The sequence below is a fragment of the Sphingopyxis sp. CR5 genome (assembly GCF_059693785.1).
Genome location: NZ_JCATIE010000013.1, coordinates 1 through 16,729 on the forward strand (window position 1 = coordinate 1; position 16,729 = coordinate 16,729).

The 16,729-nt window shown below is 65.5% G+C and carries 22 protein-coding genes and 1 pseudogene; 11 read left to right on the top strand and 12 right to left on the bottom strand.

Translation table 11 applies throughout. From position 1 onward, the window contains the following. Nucleotides 1-163 precede the first annotated feature (163 nt). Both AC58D2_RS17575 and AC58D2_RS17580 read right to left on the bottom strand, forming a co-directional pair. Nucleotides 164-499: a helix-turn-helix domain-containing protein gene (locus tag AC58D2_RS17575; protein WP_497392382.1), complete on the bottom strand. Its 336-nt coding sequence runs from the start codon at nucleotides 497-499 to the stop codon at nucleotides 164-166. 46 nt (nucleotides 500-545) lie between these two features. Further along, entirely contained in the window at nucleotides 546-1,853 is a 1,308-nt protein-coding gene (locus AC58D2_RS17580) for a hypothetical protein (RefSeq protein WP_497392383.1), read from the bottom strand. 242 nt (nucleotides 1,854-2,095) lie between these two features. Between AC58D2_RS17580 and AC58D2_RS17585 the strand changes: the two genes are divergently transcribed. The 6 genes from AC58D2_RS17585 to AC58D2_RS17610 all read left to right on the top strand — a co-directional run bounded on the left by AC58D2_RS17585 (nucleotide 2,096) and on the right by AC58D2_RS17610 (nucleotide 3,628). Then, nucleotides 2,096-2,278 (top strand): hypothetical protein, encoded by a 183-nt coding sequence (locus AC58D2_RS17585; protein ID WP_497392384.1) that lies wholly within the window; start codon nucleotides 2,096-2,098, stop codon nucleotides 2,276-2,278. A gap of 227 nt (nucleotides 2,279-2,505) precedes the next feature. Continuing rightward, complete coding sequence (locus AC58D2_RS17590) at nucleotides 2,506-2,712, top strand: cold-shock protein (RefSeq protein ID WP_497392385.1); 207 nt, start codon at nucleotides 2,506-2,508, stop codon at nucleotides 2,710-2,712. A 3-nt stretch (nucleotides 2,713-2,715) separates the two neighbouring features. Then, nucleotides 2,716-2,970: a translation initiation factor IF-1 gene (infA, locus tag AC58D2_RS17595; RefSeq protein ID WP_497392386.1), complete on the top strand. Its 255-nt coding sequence runs from the start codon at nucleotides 2,716-2,718 to the stop codon at nucleotides 2,968-2,970. A gap of 47 nt (nucleotides 2,971-3,017) precedes the next feature. After that, entirely contained in the window at nucleotides 3,018-3,170 is a 153-nt protein-coding gene (locus AC58D2_RS17600) for a hypothetical protein (protein WP_497392387.1), read from the top strand. A gap of 19 nt (nucleotides 3,171-3,189) precedes the next feature. Further along, the gene (locus tag AC58D2_RS17605; RefSeq protein ID WP_497392388.1) at nucleotides 3,190-3,366 is read left to right on the top strand and encodes a hypothetical protein; all 177 of its coding nucleotides are present in this window, start codon (nucleotides 3,190-3,192) and stop codon (nucleotides 3,364-3,366) included. A gap of 64 nt (nucleotides 3,367-3,430) precedes the next feature. After that, a complete protein-coding gene (locus AC58D2_RS17610) occupies nucleotides 3,431-3,628 on the top strand; it encodes a hypothetical protein (RefSeq protein ID WP_497392389.1) in 198 nt (65 codons plus the stop codon). Here the strand turns inward: AC58D2_RS17610 and AC58D2_RS17615 are convergent. The 7 genes and pseudogenes from AC58D2_RS17615 to AC58D2_RS17645 all read right to left on the bottom strand — a co-directional run bounded on the left by AC58D2_RS17615 (nucleotide 3,600) and on the right by AC58D2_RS17645 (nucleotide 9,206). Beyond that, nucleotides 3,600-3,917, bottom strand: a complete 318-nt coding sequence (locus AC58D2_RS17615) for a hypothetical protein (RefSeq protein ID WP_497392390.1) — start codon at nucleotides 3,915-3,917, stop codon at nucleotides 3,600-3,602. The two genes, AC58D2_RS17610 and AC58D2_RS17615, sit on opposite strands and share 29 nt — an antisense overlap. An 83-nt stretch (nucleotides 3,918-4,000) precedes the next feature. Further along, entirely contained in the window at nucleotides 4,001-4,552 is a 552-nt protein-coding gene (locus AC58D2_RS17620) for a hypothetical protein (protein WP_497392391.1), read from the bottom strand. Between the two features lie 118 nt (nucleotides 4,553-4,670). Further along, nucleotides 4,671-5,933 carry an Ivy family c-type lysozyme inhibitor gene (locus tag AC58D2_RS17625; protein ID WP_497392392.1) on the bottom strand — a complete coding sequence of 421 codons (1,263 nt, stop codon included), beginning with the start codon at nucleotides 5,931-5,933 and terminating at the stop codon, nucleotides 4,671-4,673. Nucleotides 5,934-6,003: 70 nt separating this feature from the next. Further along, nucleotides 6,004-6,660, bottom strand: coding sequence for a DUF6445 family protein (locus tag AC58D2_RS17630; protein ID WP_497392393.1), 657 nt, complete (start codon nucleotides 6,658-6,660; stop codon nucleotides 6,004-6,006). Further along, nucleotides 6,651-7,928, bottom strand: coding sequence for an RNA polymerase sigma factor (locus tag AC58D2_RS17635; protein ID WP_497392394.1), 1,278 nt, complete (start codon nucleotides 7,926-7,928; stop codon nucleotides 6,651-6,653). Before AC58D2_RS17635 ends, AC58D2_RS17630 begins: the two co-directional genes overlap by 10 nt. A 108-nt stretch (nucleotides 7,929-8,036) precedes the next feature. Then, a pseudogene (locus tag AC58D2_RS17640) lies at nucleotides 8,037-8,399 on the bottom strand (YciI family protein); the annotation flags it as partial. A gap of 99 nt (nucleotides 8,400-8,498) precedes the next feature. After that, a complete protein-coding gene (locus AC58D2_RS17645) occupies nucleotides 8,499-9,206 on the bottom strand; it encodes a glutathione S-transferase family protein (protein ID WP_497392395.1) in 708 nt (235 codons plus the stop codon). A 92-nt stretch (nucleotides 9,207-9,298) separates the two neighbouring features. Between AC58D2_RS17645 and AC58D2_RS17650 the strand changes: the two genes are divergently transcribed. Next, nucleotides 9,299-9,649 carry a winged helix-turn-helix transcriptional regulator gene (locus AC58D2_RS17650; protein WP_497392396.1) on the top strand — a complete coding sequence of 117 codons (351 nt, stop codon included), beginning with the start codon at nucleotides 9,299-9,301 and terminating at the stop codon, nucleotides 9,647-9,649. Nucleotides 9,650-9,651: 2 nt separating this feature from the next. On the opposite strand, the gene AC58D2_RS17655 is transcribed toward AC58D2_RS17650, so the two are convergent. Then, nucleotides 9,652-10,656 carry a GlxA family transcriptional regulator gene (locus AC58D2_RS17655; protein WP_497392397.1) on the bottom strand — a complete coding sequence of 335 codons (1,005 nt, stop codon included), beginning with the start codon at nucleotides 10,654-10,656 and terminating at the stop codon, nucleotides 9,652-9,654. A gap of 125 nt (nucleotides 10,657-10,781) precedes the next feature. Here AC58D2_RS17655 and AC58D2_RS17660 point away from each other — a divergent pair, with 125 nt between their 5' ends. From AC58D2_RS17660 to AC58D2_RS17675, 4 genes are all read left to right on the top strand, one after another. Beyond that, nucleotides 10,782-11,609: an alpha/beta fold hydrolase gene (locus AC58D2_RS17660; RefSeq protein WP_497392398.1), complete on the top strand. Its 828-nt coding sequence runs from the start codon at nucleotides 10,782-10,784 to the stop codon at nucleotides 11,607-11,609. Nucleotides 11,610-11,710: 101 nt separating this feature from the next. Further along, nucleotides 11,711-13,291, top strand: a complete 1,581-nt coding sequence (locus tag AC58D2_RS17665) for a GNAT family N-acetyltransferase (RefSeq protein ID WP_497392399.1) — start codon at nucleotides 11,711-11,713, stop codon at nucleotides 13,289-13,291. Between the two features lie 17 nt (nucleotides 13,292-13,308). Next, nucleotides 13,309-13,728 (top strand): VOC family protein, encoded by a 420-nt coding sequence (locus tag AC58D2_RS17670; RefSeq protein ID WP_497392400.1) that lies wholly within the window; start codon nucleotides 13,309-13,311, stop codon nucleotides 13,726-13,728. 718 nt (nucleotides 13,729-14,446) lie between these two features. After that, a complete protein-coding gene (locus AC58D2_RS17675; RefSeq protein WP_497392401.1) occupies nucleotides 14,447-15,418 on the top strand; it encodes an NAD(P)H-dependent flavin oxidoreductase in 972 nt (323 codons plus the stop codon). 17 nt (nucleotides 15,419-15,435) lie between these two features. Here AC58D2_RS17675 and AC58D2_RS17680 read toward each other — a convergent pair whose 3' ends face one another. Then, nucleotides 15,436-15,936, bottom strand: a complete 501-nt coding sequence (locus AC58D2_RS17680; RefSeq protein WP_497392402.1) for an AHH domain-containing protein — start codon at nucleotides 15,934-15,936, stop codon at nucleotides 15,436-15,438. After that, nucleotides 15,936-16,691 carry a hypothetical protein gene (locus tag AC58D2_RS17685; protein ID WP_497392403.1) on the bottom strand — a complete coding sequence of 252 codons (756 nt, stop codon included), beginning with the start codon at nucleotides 16,689-16,691 and terminating at the stop codon, nucleotides 15,936-15,938. The genes AC58D2_RS17680 and AC58D2_RS17685 overlap by 1 nt, the downstream gene beginning before the upstream one ends. Nucleotides 16,692-16,729 lie beyond the last annotated feature (38 nt).

The window sequence follows — 16,729 nt, forward strand, 5'->3', positions numbered from 1 at the left end:
TAGCGGCCCGATCACTTCCCATTCTTCGTCTGTAACGCCAATCCGCTCGCCCAAGGCAGCCTCCAAAAGCCAGCCTTGAATCAAGGTCCGAGTCCACAGTCAAGCTTTGTCCACGAAGCCTAGTTTGTCGACAAGGTCTGGATCATGCGGAAGAGAATGCACTTTAGAAATATACTCCATCTCGCATCTGACCGACGAGAGAGATTACATCATCAATCTTTCCGTTCTTTATAAGTTCTGCGGGCGAAATTCCACCGAGTAAACGCTGACGTGAGAATATAAACTGCCGAGCTTCGCTAGGCTCATAAAAATCGCTTAGCTGATCTACGATATATTCTAACTCAAGAAGCTCCTTCTCCGTGCCGGCATGCGGATACGCTTTCCCTTGGTTCCAGCGCGAAACCGTTTCCGGGCGCGTTCCAAGTAAATTTGCGACATCTACATGTCGCATGCCACCTTTCTCTCGAAGAGAATCTAGCTTTCTTGCAACGGCTGTCATAACCTATTCCTACTTTTCAAATCTTCCCCGCATTCTAATCCCTTGCTCATTCTTCTTCCCGTTGCTCACGAGACAATGGGCTTTGCGCAATTGACGTCGGTTCATATGTCTCTGCCATATGAGCGAGAACGCCACGCATACGCCCCATGTTCCTGTGCCTCTTTTGCAGGGTCTCGACGAGTTTCTCGTCCCCAAGTCTGAGCGATGCGGCGGCCGCAAGCGCATCAGACTGCGGACGAACCAATGTATCCATAAATTCACTGATTCTTCGGGCGGCCGGGATGGCACTCAGCGCCTCTACCTGCCGCGCATGTGTGTAGCAATAATGCCTCGCCGGATGCTCGATCATGTCGCGATGTCCCCGAGGGCAGCAACGCGGATCCCTGCAAGCATGCTGCCCTCGAACGCGAGTGGAGTGATCCAAAAAGGCAGACGCCTGTTCGCGACTTACGAGCATGTCCAAGCCCTGCAAATATACACGCGGCGCTAGAAGACGGGGACTTCCTCTCCGAGGATTACGCCAGCTCGAAGCTTTAAAGCCTTCAAACATCATGACGCCGTGAGCGATGCCCCCAACTGCCCCAAACGCGAGCGTCGCGAGTGAAGGCATGCCTGCTGCATGGTCAGCAATCAAAGGAGCGCCAATTTGGTGAAACGATTCGGCAGCTTCAATATAAGCTCTAACTTTTTCGCCAGTTGCATCCGCTCCAAAGTTCTCAATCTTCAACCAAAGAGCGTCCATTTCAACATCACGGAGACCAGCGATCAAAGCATCGCGTTCGGGAGCATTCCGCAATAGCTGCATCGGAATAGCCAAAGAATATATCAACGCCGTCCCGCCAGGGAGCAGTTCCCGCAGCCGAGTAGCCACACGACGATCGGTATCAAACCATGGATCGTTGATACTCGAAATAAGATGCGTCGGAGCGATAACGGCCGAAAGCCGATGCTCATCAACGAACTGAGCTATCTCATCCGCGCGACGCATCCCTTCTTGGCCTGAATAATCCGCAAGAACGGCTTGCCTACCAAGCCCCCAAGGCAAATCCCCTAGGCCGCGACTGAACCCTCCAACGAAAGCGGCAGGCTGCGATTTGGTATCCAGAATTACATCTAACCCTCGCTGCCCTGCTGTGGCGATTAATTCCCTGTGCCGATGCGCATGTTGCGCGTCGATTACCACACCTAGGTAAGACCGCTCACCACTAGCAAGCAAATCAGCGACCACCACGTGGTCGTTCCTACCGACACGAAGATAATGACCCAACCGTGCTGGCGACGGGCGAAGCCGGATCGGCCTAGGAAGCTGAACAACATTTGACATGGCATTCCCCTTGAGGAGATGCTTGACCATATACTTGACATTTCGATTGTCAAGTTGATAGGCATCTCAGTTCAATATTGGCCGCGCTTCAGCATAAGACCCTTTCCTACAATTAACCCATATGGTTCATTGTATCGGTTTCATCCAGCTGAAAGGACGAATCGATGGACGACTCCCGTTACGATCCCGCGCATTTCCCCGTCCCCGCCAGCTGCCACTGGACACCCCATCTCCAGCGCGAATTTCTGGAGGCGTTCGCTACCAACTAGTCGGTGAAGATTTCGGCGGCGAAGGTCGGCATGTCGCCGTCCGCCGTCTATCAGTTGAAGCAGCGACCCGAGGGGGCGGCGTTTCGGATCGGCTGCGCGGCGGCGGTGATGATCGCGCGGGCGCGGCTTGCCAATAGGCTGCTCGACCCCGCGATCTGCATCCGCTCGCCGCCGCCCAATAATTGACCGCGACGCGGTAAAATCACCGGAAATACTATGCCCTACACCGCTCCAATTACTCGGAAACCCCCGCAATGATTGACTTTTGCCCGAAAATATTCCATATAGTCTGCGCTAACGTCGCCTGCGACGGAAAATAGATGCCTCCGTGGCGGATACTTCCCTTCACACGCTACCAGCTCCGTCGGTGCTTTTGCCGATGGAATTTCGTTTTCGTGAAAGGAAACACCCCCATGCCGACCGGCACCGTAAAATTCTTCAACACCGACAAGGGCTATGGCTTCATCTCGAATGAAGATGGCTCGGGCGACGCGTTCGTCCACATCACCGCGGTCGAGCGCTCCGGAATGGCGACGCTGAACAAGGACCAGCGGATCAGCTATGATCTGGAGACCGACCAGCGCGGCAAGACGTCCGCGGTCAATCTCCAGTCGGCCTGATATTTGGCCAAGGAAGATATTCTCACCCTCGATGGTGTGATCGATGAAATCCTGCCCGACGCCCGTTTCGGCGTCGTGCTCGAAAATGGTCACCGCATCATCGCCTATACCGCCGGCCGGATGCGACGCTTTCGCATCCGGTCGGTCGTCGGCGACGCGGTTCGCGTCGAAATGACGCCCTATGACCTGACCAAGGGCCGCGTCGTCTATCGCGAACGCGGCAACGCGCCCGTCAACGGGCAACCGCGGCGGCGATGATCGCCGCCCGATTTATAAAAACAAGCAAAGACAAAAAGATAAAGATGATGACTACGACAATTGCACATACCCCGATTTTCCCGCGCCTCGCGGCGCTGTCGCTGGCCGGCAAGGCGATCGCGCCTGCCGCGCCGCGGCGCCGCTCGCCGACGCTGTCGCGCCGCGAACTCAAGCGGCTCATCGCCGACATGGTCGACTGATCGAACGGGGAGCAGCAGCGTGTCCGCCACCAGCGACTTCTATCTGACCCAGGCCGAGCATTGCCAGGCCGAGGCGGCGAAGAGCCCGCTGGAACAGGTGCGCGACCGCAATTTGCGTGCGGCGGCGGCGTGGCGCGCGATGGCCGACAAGGTCATCCGTGCCGAGACCGCCCGCGCCGAAAGGGAAAAAGGCTGACGCTCTGCCCCTCGCCTGCAAGCGCCACCAACCGGGCCGATCGGCTCGAAAGGAGACACCAGCGATGGACATGAACCAGCTCTTCCGCGACCACCAGATCGCGTTGATGAAGGCCGCGCGCGCGCGGCGCCGCGGGCTCGAACCGCGCGACCCGACGCTCTCGCGCCGCTGCGCCGACCGCATCGAGGCCTATCGCACCCGGCGCGGCATGGACGCCTATTTCGTCCAGCCCCTCAACGCTGGCTGCACTTCAGGTCGATGACGCGCATTTCCAGGTCGCTGGGATCGCCGCCCGCCCGCTCGACCTCTTCGTCGATGCAGCGCTGGCGCGCGGTGCCCGGTTCGGGGGCCGCGCGCCGCCGCGACAGGATTTCCAGCGCGGCGAGTTCGCGGCGCTCGGCGGGGCTCAGGTCGCGCACCGATTTTTCGCCGCGCATCAGCGCGGCATAGTTGCGCTGGGCGCGTTCATAGGGCGTTTCGGCCGCTGCGGGGGCCACCAGGCCAGCCGCCAGCACCGCCGCCAACAGGATCATGTGTCCGCCATGCCGCATCGTCCTTCTCCCTCGAATCGCCGGTCCGCCGGGACCGGGACAACCCTGCACCCCGCGGCGTTAACAGGCGGCAACGCGGCGGGTCAGCTCCCCTTTTTCTGCTGCGCCTTCGCCGCCTTGATCCCTTCGGCGAACTGCTGCTTGGTGACCTTCATCGCCAGCCCCTTGTCCGACACGAAAAAGGCGGCGCGCGGCATCGTGATGATGCCCGCCTCGGTCGCGAGCAGCGCGCCCTGCGGCCGCACCTCCTTGACCGTCGCGAGCACGTCCTTGCCGTCGGCGCTGCGCACCTCGACGCCGGGTTTCAGCGCGCCTTCGACCGCCGCGGCATCCTTTTCCGCCTCGTGCAGCACCGTCAGGATCTTCGCCTTCGGCGCTTTCAGCGCCGGGCCCTTGTCGCCCTGCGCGAACGCATCCTTGGGCACCACCAGCCCGTTGCCGTCGATCGATACCGCGACCTTGTCGCCCGCCACCTTGGCGATCGTGCCGATCTCTTCGCCGGCATTGTCATAGACTTTCGCGCCGGGGGTCAGCGTCGGTGCGGCGGCATCCTGCGCCAGCGCAGCGGGGGCGGCGGCAAGGGTACCGGCGGCGGCGAGGCACAGCGAAGCGAGCAAGCCGAGCGGCTTTGGCATGGAAATCTCCTGCGGGAACGGGATGGAAACCCGCCCCGTCTCACAGCGCGGCGGCGCTTTCCAATCCCCCGCTGCCGGGCCGTGCATCGCCCGCGACGGGTGGAGCCGTTCCGGGGGTCTAGCGGCCGCAGCCCTTCAACGCGACGCGCAGCGCGGCGCTCGCCCCGGTCAACGACGCCTGCCCTTCCAGCACGCCGTTGATGCGCAGATAGGCGGGATCGCGCCCCTGCTCAATCTGCGAAATCAACGGCGACCCCGACAGTCCGCTCTGCCAGAACGTCGCCTCGCGGTTGCTCTGGATCATCGCCAGATTCGTGGTGCGACCGTTGAAATTCCAGGTCAGCGTCACCGGCCGCTCGGTGATCGGCTTGACCGTCAGCATCGCGATCGCGGGCCGTCCGGCGTCGCAAAAGATGCTGAAGGACCGGATGCGCGGCGAGGCGGCGGCGTCGACATAGGCGAGCGGGGCCCGACCCTCGGCGGGGACGACCTCCCACGGCTTACCCGGCGCGGCGACCGCCCCCTCGGGTGGGCTGTTCGCCATCATCGCCGCGATGTCGCGGGGCAGCGGCAGGCGCGTCTTGCTGCCCGCCAGATAGACTTTCAGGCTGCCGCGGTCCCACAGCCCGACCTGTACCGCGCGCCGCCGCGGGTCGATCAGCACATAGGCCTGATCCTCGCCGCCCCGGTGCGGGGCGTTTCCGGAAAAATAATAGATGCCGCCCTCACGGTTCAGCGGCCCGGCGACCTGAAGATTGGCCTCCAGCGTGCCCAGCTTCGGCCCCATCAGGCTGCGCAGCGTCGCGGCGACCGGCCCGGCGCCGAACGCGTCGAAGCCGCCCTGATACTCGCCTTCGAGTGTCGCAAGATTGTTCCAGTCGAGCGGAACGGCGGGCGTCTCCGGGGCCGGGGGCGGCGCGGCGGGCACCGCAACCTCGGTGCCTTTGCACCGGATATAGGGCGCCGCCCGCACGAACGCGCCTTCGAACGGGTCGATCCGCTGGCCCTTGGGCACATAGGCCTCGACGAGCAGCGTCCCGCGCTTCTCGTCGGGGCTGATGGTCAACTGGACCATCCCGTAATCGTCCGCCGACTTGATAAAGGGGAAATAGACCCGGCTGATTCCCTGATAACTGTTGCCGAAAAAATTGGATGCCATCTCGGCCGGCTTGCCCGCCACGGTTCGGCCGTTGGCGGTAAAAGCAAAGCCGGCGTCGCCGATCGTGATCCGCGGTTCGCGGCTGCAATCGCCGCCCGGGGCATAGGTGCCGTAATCGGCCTCCAGCCCCACCCCTTTCAGGCTCGTCATCGGAACCGCCAGCACCGCAGCCGGGACGAGGGCACTCGCCGCAACCGCTCCGAAAATCCCCGCAATCCGCATCGCCGACTCCCTCGCTATCGCCGACCCTGACGCCAAGCTGGCACGAAATGCGATAAAGGGAAAGGCTGGCTCAGCGCATCGACAGAAAGGCGGTGATGGTCAGTCGCCCGGCGAGTGGGTCGGCGGAGAGCCGGGCACCGGGCGCAATCGCCCCGCTATGCAGGTTCCAGCTTCGATAGAGCAACGCCCGGTTGTAGCGCGCTTCGACGCTGTGCACGACTTCGAACGCCTCGGTATCGGCGGCGATATAGGCCGCATCGGGCTCCGGCTCGGCGTCGAGCGCCGCTAAATAGGCGGCGCGCCGCGCCTCGGTCACCGTCTCGAAATCGGTCGCCCGGTGCCGGAAAAAGGCCGTGCCGTCACCGCCGCCCGGCGACAGATAATGCACCAGCGCGATGCGATCGGGGGTGAAGGCATCGCAATGCGGCAGCCGCTGCGCCTTGTTCAGCGCGTCGGGCGGCGTGGTGACGATCGAAAAGCTCGCGTCGATCAGGCGCACCGCGCCGCTCCCCCCGAAAACCGCCCGCACCGCCGCGGCAATGATCGGTAGCTGATCATCGAGATAGGATCGCGGCAACGCGGCACGAATGCCGGGATAATGGTGCGGCGCCGGCTCGAAATCCGCCACCGCCGCGGCGTCGCGCAGCGCATCGGGGCGCGGCGCGAAATCGTCGAGGACGCACAGCGGCTGCGCCTCCGCGCCGATCGTCTCGACCTTCAGCGGCATTCCGCCTCACCGCCACAGGCCGCCGCACGGTCCAGCAGGTAATCGCGCTCGCGCTCGTTCGCGGTCAGCGCCGCCGCGGCCTCGAACGACGCTTTCGCTTCGTCGCGGCGCCCGGCGCGGAGCAGGAAATCGCCGCGAGCGGCCGGAAGCGGGGCATAGTGTCGAAGGAGGGCCTCGTCGGCGATCGCGTCTACCAGCGCCAGCCCCGCCTCGGGACCGAACGCCATGCTGTACGCGACCGCCCGGTTCAGTTCGACTACCGGCGACGGCATCACCCGCCCCAGCCGGTCGTACAGCGCCGCGATCCGTTCCCAATCGGTATCCTCGGCCCGCCTGGCCCGCGCATGGCATGCCGCGAGTGCCGCCTGCAGCGCATAGGGCCCGTCGGCGGCGCCCAGCGCCTCGACCCGCTCCAGCGCCGTCAGACCGCGCCGGATGAGCAGCTGGTCCCAGCGCGCCCGGTCCTGTTCGGGCAGCGGCACGAAGGCGCCGCCGGGACCGGCACGCGCCGCAAGCCGCGACGCCTGAATCTCCATCAGCGCGAGCAGCCCCAGCACCTCCGGCTCTTCCGGCATCAGCCCCGCGAGGATGCGCCCGAGCCGACGCGCCTCGGCGCAAAGCGGCGGGCGCACCAGGTCGGGCCCGCTTGTCGCCGCATAGCCTTCGTTGAAAATCAGATAGACGACCTCGAGCACCGACGCGAGCCGCGGCGCGCGTTCGCGGCCGCGCGGCACTTCGAACGCCACCCCCGCCTTCGCAATCGCCTTCTTGGCCCGCGTGATCCGCGCCGCGATCGCCGCCTCGTTCGACAGGAAGGCGCGCGCGATCTCCGGCGTCGTCAGCCCGCCGACGAGCCGCAGGGTCAGTGCTGCACGCGCCTCGGGCGACAGCACCGGATGGCATGCTGCAAAGATCAGCCCCAGCAGTTCGTCGCCCACATCGTCGTCGAGCCGCGCTTCGAGTTCCTCGATGCTCATGTCGCGCTCGCAGTCCGCCTCGCGGGCCATCTCGGCATGTTTGCGCTCCTGCATCGCGCTGCGGCGAAAGCCGTCGATCGCGCGCCGCTTCGCCGCCGCGGTCAGCCAGGCGCCCGGATTGGCGGGCACCCCCGCCTTCGGCCATTCGCCAAGCGCGAGCATCAGCGCGTCCTGCGCCAGCTCTTCGGCGCGATCGACGTCGCGCGTCATCCTCGCCAGTGTCGCAATGAGCCGCGCCCGTTCGATCCGAAAGGTCGCCTCGATGGCCCTATGGGTGGGGTCGGCCGCCATGCGCCCGGGTTAGAGGCGCATGGCGGGACCGGCAAGGGGTCAGCTCTTCGCCAGCTTCTCGCCGACGCCGTCGTGGATCGCGGCCGCTTCGGCCGGGATGACCTCGGCCAGATCCTCCATCTCGTAGAGCGGGCGAATCTCGATCTCGCTGGGGCCGAACATCGGATTGGGGCACCGCTTCACCCAGGCGACCGCCTCGTCCATATCCTTGACGTCCCACAGCCAATAGCCGGCGACCAGTTCGCGCGTCTCGGCGAACGGACCATCGATCACCGTCCGGCTCGCCCCGTCGAACGCGACGCGCTTGCCGGCCGAAGAGGGTTTCAGGCCGTCGCCAGCGACCATCACGCCAGCATTGACCAGTTCCTCGTTGAACTTGCCCATGTCGAGGAACATCTTGTCGAGTTCGGGCGAGGGCGTCATGCCCTGTTCGCTGTCTTCGGTCGCTTTCACGAACACCATTACGCGCATCTGTCATCTCCTCATTGGCGGGCCAAAAGCGGCCGCGTACCCACACGACGAACCGGCCCGCGCCAAATCGACAGCCCTTCCAAAAAAATTCACGCAGCCCTATCGCGCCTCGACCGCGTCGGCGTAAAGCGCCGGCGCTTCGCCGGGAAGCAGATAATCGTCGAACCAGATATGCGGCGCGGCGTCGGCCTCGGCGAGCCATTCGGCGACGAGCGGGTGCGCGATCACGGCCGCCAGCCACGCCGCGGTTCGCGGGAAGGCGGTGCAATCCGCGCGATGCCGCGCCAGCCGGATCACGGTCGGCGCGAGCATGAAATCGGCGAGTGAAACCGCGCCGAACACATAGGGCCCGTCCGACCGGCCGAGCAGCGGCTCCAGCGCCGCGAACAAGCGCGCCGCCTCGTCCTGCTCAGCCTCGCTCAGCGTGCGCTTATAGGGATAGAAGGCGCTCTCGAACGAAATCCGGCCGCAAATCCGCGACAGGCCGGCATGTTGCCATCCGATCCACGATCGCGCCTCGGCCCGGTCGAGCCGATCGGCCGGAAGCAGCGCGCCGCCCGCAACGTCGTTCGCATATTCCATGATCGCGATCGAATCGAAGATCGCCCGTCCGTCGATCGTCAGCGCGGGAACCGTCGCCGAAGGAGAGAATTGCCCCACCTGCGCGAGCCCGGCAAAACGCTGCGGTCTGCGGATATCGACGATCACCTCTTCGAATTCGACCTCGGCCGCGCGCAGCGCGAGCCAGGCGCGCATGGCCCAGCTCGAAGCATTGCGCGTTCCCGAATAAAATATGATCTGCGACATGGTGACGGGCTCCTCTCGAGTCGCTATTAATTTAATAGCGATCCATTGGCCCGGCAATCGGCGTGCGACGGGCTGCGCAGAAAGGGACGGCGATGACCGACGATATGGCAATTCCGCGCCCAGGGCGGCCGGTACGCGGGTCGCGCTCGGGTGCGCCGGTGATGGCACTCCTCGACCTGCTGGGGCGCCGCTGGGCACTCGGAATCCTCTGGGTGCTTGCCGAACGCGGGCCGCTCGCCTTCAATGCGCTGCAGGCGCAATGCGAGAGCATTTCGCCCGGCGTCCTCAATACGCGGATCAAGGAACTCAAACTGGCGAAGCTGATCGAAAGCGACGCAGGATGCTATCGCGTGACCGCGCACGGGCGCGCGCTGTTCGATCTGATCGCGCCGCTCGGCCAATGGGCGCGCGCCGAATGGAGCAAGGCACTCGAAGCGGAATAGCCTCAGCCTCCCCGCCCCCGCGCGTTTGCTGCAAAGCGCTGGCGATATTCCCCCGGCGACAGCCCGGTGATGCGGTGGAACAGCTTGCGAAAGGCGGCGGCGTCCTCATAGCCGACCCGCCAGGCGATCCGGTCGATCGCCTCGCGCGTGAATTCCAGCAATTCGCGCGCCTTGCCGATCCGCAGCTGCTGCCAATATTCGAGCGGCGTCATCCCCGTCGCCGCCTTGAAGCGGCGCTGAAAGGTGCGCTCCTCCAGCCCCGCTTCGTCCGCCATGTCGCGCACCGACACATGCCCGCCGGTGCGCGCCTGCAGCCAGTGCTGGACCCTGAGCACCGGCGCGTCGCCGTGCGTCATATTCGGCGCGAAGCTCGCATAGTTGCGCTGCTCGCGCCCGCCGGGCTCGATCAGCAGGAACCGGCTCGTCTCGATCATCACCGTCGGCCCCAGCAAGCGTTCGACGATCCGCAGGCCCAGGTCGGTCCACGCGAGCATCCCGCCCGCGGTCACGATATCGCCGTCGTCGACCACCATCCGGTCAATTTCCAGCTCGACCTCGGGAAAGCGGCCGCGAAACTGCTCCTCGAACGCCCAGTGGGTCGTCGCCGGCCGGCCGCTGAGCAGGCCCGCCGCCGCGAGCGCGAACGACCCTGCGCAGTTCGACGCGAGTACCGCCCCTTGCGCATGGTGGCCGAGCAGCCAGCGCGCATAGGGCGCGGCTTCTTCGGCGGTCAGCGGATGATCGAGGCTGCCGGGAACGATCAGTACCGCCGGCATGGTTGCTGCGTCTTTTTCGGCGTGGCTGTCGAAGACGCGCTGGAAGGCGCCGTCGGCGCACAACCGCCAGTGGCTCACCCGCAGCGGCGTGCGTCCGTGGTACCGCGCAAATCGGCTCGCCGTCGCGAACAATTCGGTCAGGCCGTGCACCGAACCGAGTTGGCAGTCGGGATAGAGCAGGATGCCGACTTCGGCGCCGGGTGCCTTCGATCCGTCATCGTCGCGGTCCATGCTCGCTCCTTGTCGTATTTGGCCCGCATAATGTCGTTTCCGCCAATCGCGCGCAAGCCCGGCCTCGCTTATCTCCATCCCATCGGCGGACGTCCCCGCCCGCCCGCACCGAAAGGAACCGCATCATGACCACGATCACGACCAAGGACGGCACCCGCATCTTCTACAAGGACTGGGGTCCGAAGGACGGACAGCCGATCGTCTTTTCGCACGGCTGGCCGCTCAGCGCCGACGCCTGGGACCCGCAGATGGTCTTTTTCGCCGGCAAAGGCTTTCGCACCATTGCCCACGACCGCCGCAGCCACGGCCGCTCGGATCAGGTCTGGGAGAACAACAGCATGGACCAATATGCCGATGACCTCGCCGAACTGATCGAGCAGCTGGACCTCAAGGACGCGATCCTCGTCGGCCATTCGACCGGGGGCGGCGAAGTCACCCGCTATATCGGCCGGCACGGGACGAGCCGCGTCGCGAAAGCCGCGCTGATCGGCGCGGTGCCGCCGCTGATGCTCAAGACCGAAGCCAATCCCGGCGGCCTGCCGATCGAGGTGTTCGACGACATCCGCAAGGGCACCTTCGACAACCGCGCCCAATTCTTCAAGGATCTCACCATCCCCTTCTATGGCTTCAACCGCGACGGGGCGACGGTGTCGGAGGCGCTGCGCGACGATTTCGTCCGCCAGGGCATGATGGGCGGCCTCAAGGGCGAACTCGACAGCATCCGCGCCTTTTCGGAGAGCGATTTCAGCGAGGACCTCAAGAGGTTCGACGTCCCGACGCTCGTCCTGCACGGCGGCGACGACCAGATCGTCCCGATCGGCGCCTCGGCCCACGCGACCGTCAAGATCGTCAAGAACGCCGTGCTGAAAGTCTATGAAGGCGGCAGCCACGGCCTCACCGCGGTCGAGCAGGACCGGTTCAACGGCGACCTCCTCGACTTTATCGAAAGCTGATCGCATCTCGAGACATCGGGACGGGAGGGGCGGCTGTCGGGCCGCCCCCCCCTTGCCGCATTCGATTGGACGGACGCGCCCCGGCCCCTATATCGGGCGTCATGGACTCCACCCGCCCCAAGCTCGTCATCCGCAATTCCGAAACCCGCGACGCCGCTGCGATCGCGCGCCTGACCGCAAAGGTCTACGGCCGCGCCGAAGCCTATACCGCGGCGCAGATTCGCGGCCAGATCAACAATTTCCCCGAAGGCCAGTTCCTCGCCGAATATGAAGGACAGGTCGTCGGCTTTTGCGCGACGCTGATCGTTCCGGAATCCGTCGCGATGCGGGATCATCGCTGGACCGCGATCAGCGGCGGCGGCTTCGGCACCAGCCACGACCCCGATGGCGACATCCTCTATGGCATGGAGGTGTGTGTCGATCCCGATTACCGGCGGCTGCGCATCGGCCAGCGTTTCTATCGCAAGCGGCAGGAGCTCTGCCAGGCGCTCGAGCTACAGGGGATCGCCTTCGGCGGCCGCATGCCCGGCTATGCGCGCCGCCGCCGTAAATTCCCCGAACCCGAAGCCTATCTCGACGCCGTGCTCGACAAGCAGTTTCGCGATCCGGTCATCAATTTTCAGGTCAACCAGGGCTATCAGGTCAAGGGCGTCCTCCACGATTATCTGCCCAGCGACCGCGAAAGCGGCGGGCACGCCGTGCTGATGGTCTGGGAAAACCCGCTCGCCCCGCCGCGCGAGGAAGCGACCGGCAAGGCGCGCGGCTCGGCGCCCGACCGCTTGCCCGCGTCGGTGCGCGTCGCGACGGTCCAGTTCCAGATGCGCGGCATCGACCGCATCGAGCAGTTCGAGGAACAGGTCGAATATTTCGTCGACGTCGCCGCCGACTACGCCGCCGATTTCGTCGTCTTTCCGGAACTTTACACGCTTGAGCTGCTGTCGATCGAAAAGGACAAGCCGGCGCCGGAAAAGGCGATTCAGAAGATAGCCGACTATACCGATCGCTATATCGAGTTCATGGAAAAGCTCGCGGTCAGCTATAATATCAACATCGTCGGCGGGTCGCACCCGACGCGGGTCGAGGGCGGCGACATCCGCAACATCGCCTATGTCTTCCTGCGCGACGGATCGGTGCACCGGCAGGAAAAGCTGCACCCGACCCCGTCCGAGCGCCGCTGGTGGAACATCAAGGGCGGCTACGGCGCCGACGCGATCAACACCGACTGCGGCCCGATCGGAGTGATGATCTGTTACGACAGCGAATTTCCCGAACTCGCGCGCCACCTCGTCAATCAGGGCGCGATGATGCTCTTCGTCCCCTTTTGCACCGACGAGCGCCGCGGATACCTCCGCGTCCGCTATTGCTGCCACGCGCGCGCGGTCGAGAATCAATGCTATGTCATCACCTCGGGCGTCGTCGGCAATCTGCCGAACGTCGAGAATATGGACATCCACTATGCCGAAAGCGCGATCCTGACCCCGTCGGACTTCGCCTTCGCGCGCGACGGCGTCGCCGCCGACACCGCCCCGAATACCGAGACGATCGCGATCGCCGATTTGAGCCTCGCCGACCTCCTCACCAGCCGCCAGAGCGGCGCGGTGCAGAATCTGCGCGACCGCCGCTTCGACCTCTACCGCGTCGACTGGAAGGACCCCGCGGCGCCGGGCATCGGCTCGCGGTAAACAGGAGAACCAGGGACATGACACCGCCCTTCACGCTGCGCGGTCTCGACCATATCGTCCTGCGCGTCGTCGACCTCGACCGGATGCTGGAATTCTACAAACAGGTGCTCGGCTGCACCGACGAGCGCGCGCAACCCGAAATCGGCCTCCACCAGCTCCGCGCCGGCAGCGCGCTGATCGACATCGTACCCGTCGACGGAAAGCTCGGCGCGATGGGCGGCGCACCGCCGGGACGCGAAGGCCGCAACGTCGATCATTTCGCGCTCGCGATCGAACCGTTCGACGAGCCCGCGATCCGCACCCACCTCGCGCACCACGACGTCGCGGTCGAACAAGCCGGCCAGCGCTACGGCGCCGAGGGTGAAGGGCCGTCGATCTACATCAGCGATCCCGAGGGCAATATCGTCGAACTCAAAGGCCCGGCGAGCGGCGGCTAGCTGCGACGTCGGCGGGGCTGGCATATGGGAAGACGATGGCGGCTTGCGACCGCTTGCGGACATCGAAATCCTCCCCGCTTGCGGGGAGGGGGACCGCCGCCGAAGGCGGTGGTGGAGGGGGCTTTTGGCCTGACGCGCCGCGGAAGGACGCCAGCCCCCTCCGTCAGCGCTCCGCGCTGCCACCTCCCCGCAAGCGGGGAGGATCGTCCGCTCCCCACCCCGTGCCAGCCATTCGCTGCCACTTCGGCTGCAACGACAGCAAGCGACCGGAGGTGGACCTTTACCTCATCGTCATCCCGGCGAAGGCCGGGATCTCGCCGGTGCCGAAATCCGCTAGCTTGAGATCCCGGCCTGCGCCGGGATGACGGATAGGGGACAGTCCGCGTCCCACCCCAAATCCGACATCCGCCGCAAAAAACCGCTGTCCTACATTATCCGACTGTGCCAGCCTTCGTCCCGGCTCTTTCGATAGGTAGAAAAAAACGGTCACGGTTTCCGCATGCGAACGGACGCCGGCGCGGCGGGTTCGCCGAACGCGGCCTCACAAGGCTGAACTTTGCTGAACTTTGAAACGACGCCTCCGCGGCCCGCAATAACCGAACGCGGCAAGGGCAACGGGCCACCCCAAAAGCCGCCGGCACCCCCCATACACCATCCCCCTTGCACCGCTTTCCGTTTACGTTAAGGTCAGGTCCAAACAGCAACCGGAGAGTGACACATGGCCCTTCCCCCCGTCTTCGACCGCCTGCGCCTGCCCGTCATCGGCTCGCCGCTCTTCATCGTTTCCGGCCCCGACCTCGTCATCGCCCAGTGCAAGGCGGGGATCGTCGGCAGCTTTCCGGCGCTCAACGCGCGGCCGCAGTCGCTGCTCGACGAATGGCTGCACCGCATTACCGAGGAACTCGCGGCGTGGGACCGCGACAATCCCGACCGCCTTTCGGCGCCCTTTGCGGTCAACCAGATCGTCCACCGCTCGAACGACCGGCTCGAGGCCGACATCGCGACGTGCGAGAAGTGGAAGGTGCCGATCACCATCACCTCGCTCGGCGCGCGCGAGGAGCTCAATCAGGCGGTGCACGGCTGGGGCGGCATCACCCTCCACGACGTCATCAACGACCGTTTCGCGCGCAAGGCGGTCGAAAAGGGCGCCGACGGCCTGATCCCCGTCGCCGCGGGCGCGGGCGGCCATGCCGGGGTGCAGTCGCCCTTCGCGCTGGTGCAGGAAATCCGCAGCTGGTTCGACGGCCCCGTCGCGCTGTCGGGCGCGATCGCGCACGGCCGCTCGATCCTCGCCGCCCAGGCGTGCGGCGCCGACCTCGCCTATATCGGCAGCGCCTTCATCGCCTGTGCCGAGGCCAATGCCGACGAAGGCTACAAGAACGGCATCGTCGAGGGCCGCGCCGCCGACATCGTCTATTCGGACCTCTTCACCGGGGTCCACGGCAATTATCTGCGCGGGTCGATCGTCAACGCCGGGCTCGACCCCGACAATCTGCCGCAGGGCGACCTCAAGACGATGAATTTCGGCTCGGGCGGCAATACGAAGGCAAAGGCGTGGAAAGACATCTGGGGCTCGGGCCAGGGTATCGGCTCGGTCGAAGCCGTGCGCCCCGTCGCCGATTTCGTCGATCAGCTCTCCGCCCAATATCGCGACGCCTGGCGCGAACTTCAGGATAAATATATCGGCTGACGCCTCGGGTCCCGACCCTAATCGCCGTACAGCCGGTCGATCGCATCGTCGAGATAGGGTCGGTCGGCGAACAGCCGCATCGGGTCGCGGCGATTGAGCCAGAAGCCAAGCCCGTGGCGGTCGGTCAGCGCGCGGCGCATCGTATCCTGCAACAGCCGCAGGCGCATGATCGCGGTCGTGGTGGCGCGGCACTGGACCGAAGGCGCCTCGCCCGCGAAATGCGCGCGGATACACTCGACCCGCGCGGCGACGACATCGCTATAGCCGGGATGCGGGCCGCGATGCAGCGCATGTCCCGACCGGAGCGCCGTCCGCTCGCTCGCCGGCAGCACGACGCCATTGAGGTCGAAACGGTGCAGCGCAAAGCCGCCGCTGGCCAGCATCTCGAACATCGCGGCCATCTGCGGCCGGGCAAGGAGCGCGATCGGGATCAGATGATGCCGCTGGAACCCCGGTGCGACTGGCGCCGCGCCCCGCCAGCGCCGTCGATAGCGGGTCGGCCGGCGCACCGACGCCATCACCCCCCTCGGTCGAACGCGACCTTGACGATCGCCGCCCGGTCTTCGGGATCCGGGGGCATCAGCCGCACCCGCTCACCCGCATGCAGCCCCGGCGCGGCCTGCTCGCGGACCACCGGGCCGTTCAGCATCGCGTCGATCGCAAGCCGCGCGAGCCGTTTCACCATGTCGGCGACCGTCCAGCCCGCCGGAACCGCCGCCTCCAGCTCCTGCCCCGTGAACAGCGAAAGCCCGCGCGTTCGCATGCGCTCGCCGGCCTCCTCGCCCCTGCGGCGAAAGGCGACGAGATGCAGTACCGGCGGCATCCCGCTCGCCTGCATCTCGGCGATCGACGCGCGCAGCTGTGGGGCGTCGGACCACAGCCGCGCCGCCGACCAGAAGAAATGGCTCGCATCGAACAGGTCGATCAGCAGCACGATCATCTTGAACGCATCGTCCAGCGTCGCGCCGTCCCGGGCGAGATCGCCCTCGAACGCCAGGTTCCAGCATGTCCCCGCGTCGCGCCACGCCGCGGGCAGGGTCGTGGCGAGCGAGCTCGTCGCGGGGTAGCCCGGATCGGCCTGGATCAGTTCGTCGGGGCCGGCCCGGCGGAGCAGCGCCGTGACGGCACCGAAGCGCACCCGCGCCGACGGCCCGCCGCCGCTATCCGCCTCGCGGGGATCGAGCCCCATCCGCCGCAGCGCAGCGACCAGCGCCTCCTGCGAGGGAAGCGGCAGCGCAGAGGCGACGATCAGGGCGTGGGACATATCGGACACCGGCACTTCTCCCGCGCACAGGATGGGCCCTGCATCGC

Excerpts from the sequence above, each read along its gene's own strand:
- AC58D2_RS17575 (WP_497392382.1), bottom strand. The coding sequence starts at position 499 with ATGACAGCCGTTGCAAGAAAGCTAGATTCTCTTCGAGAGAAAGGTGGC.
- AC58D2_RS17580 (WP_497392383.1), bottom strand. The coding sequence starts at position 1,853 with ATGGTCAAGCATCTCCTCAAGGGGAATGCCATGTCAAATGTTGTTCAG.
- AC58D2_RS17590 (WP_497392385.1), top strand. The coding sequence starts at position 2,506 with ATGCCGACCGGCACCGTAAAATTCTTCAACACCGACAAGGGCTATGGC.
- AC58D2_RS17600 (WP_497392387.1), top strand. The coding sequence starts at position 3,018 with ATGACTACGACAATTGCACATACCCCGATTTTCCCGCGCCTCGCGGCG.
- AC58D2_RS17610 (WP_497392389.1), top strand. The coding sequence starts at position 3,431 with ATGGACATGAACCAGCTCTTCCGCGACCACCAGATCGCGTTGATGAAG.
- AC58D2_RS17615 (WP_497392390.1), bottom strand. The coding sequence starts at position 3,917 with ATGCGGCATGGCGGACACATGATCCTGTTGGCGGCGGTGCTGGCGGCT.
- AC58D2_RS17620 (WP_497392391.1), bottom strand. The coding sequence starts at position 4,552 with ATGCCAAAGCCGCTCGGCTTGCTCGCTTCGCTGTGCCTCGCCGCCGCC.
- AC58D2_RS17625 (WP_497392392.1), bottom strand. The coding sequence starts at position 5,933 with ATGCGGATTGCGGGGATTTTCGGAGCGGTTGCGGCGAGTGCCCTCGTC.
- AC58D2_RS17630 (WP_497392393.1), bottom strand. The coding sequence starts at position 6,660 with ATGCCGCTGAAGGTCGAGACGATCGGCGCGGAGGCGCAGCCGCTGTGC.
- AC58D2_RS17635 (WP_497392394.1), bottom strand. The coding sequence starts at position 7,928 with ATGGCGGCCGACCCCACCCATAGGGCCATCGAGGCGACCTTTCGGATC.
- AC58D2_RS17645 (WP_497392395.1), bottom strand. The coding sequence starts at position 9,206 with ATGTCGCAGATCATATTTTATTCGGGAACGCGCAATGCTTCGAGCTGG.
- AC58D2_RS17650 (WP_497392396.1), top strand. The coding sequence starts at position 9,299 with ATGACCGACGATATGGCAATTCCGCGCCCAGGGCGGCCGGTACGCGGG.
- AC58D2_RS17655 (WP_497392397.1), bottom strand. The coding sequence starts at position 10,656 with ATGGACCGCGACGATGACGGATCGAAGGCACCCGGCGCCGAAGTCGGC.
- AC58D2_RS17660 (WP_497392398.1), top strand. The coding sequence starts at position 10,782 with ATGACCACGATCACGACCAAGGACGGCACCCGCATCTTCTACAAGGAC.
- AC58D2_RS17665 (WP_497392399.1), top strand. The coding sequence starts at position 11,711 with ATGGACTCCACCCGCCCCAAGCTCGTCATCCGCAATTCCGAAACCCGC.
- AC58D2_RS17670 (WP_497392400.1), top strand. The coding sequence starts at position 13,309 with ATGACACCGCCCTTCACGCTGCGCGGTCTCGACCATATCGTCCTGCGC.
- AC58D2_RS17675 (WP_497392401.1), top strand. The coding sequence starts at position 14,447 with ATGGCCCTTCCCCCCGTCTTCGACCGCCTGCGCCTGCCCGTCATCGGC.
- AC58D2_RS17680 (WP_497392402.1), bottom strand. The coding sequence starts at position 15,936 with ATGGCGTCGGTGCGCCGGCCGACCCGCTATCGACGGCGCTGGCGGGGC.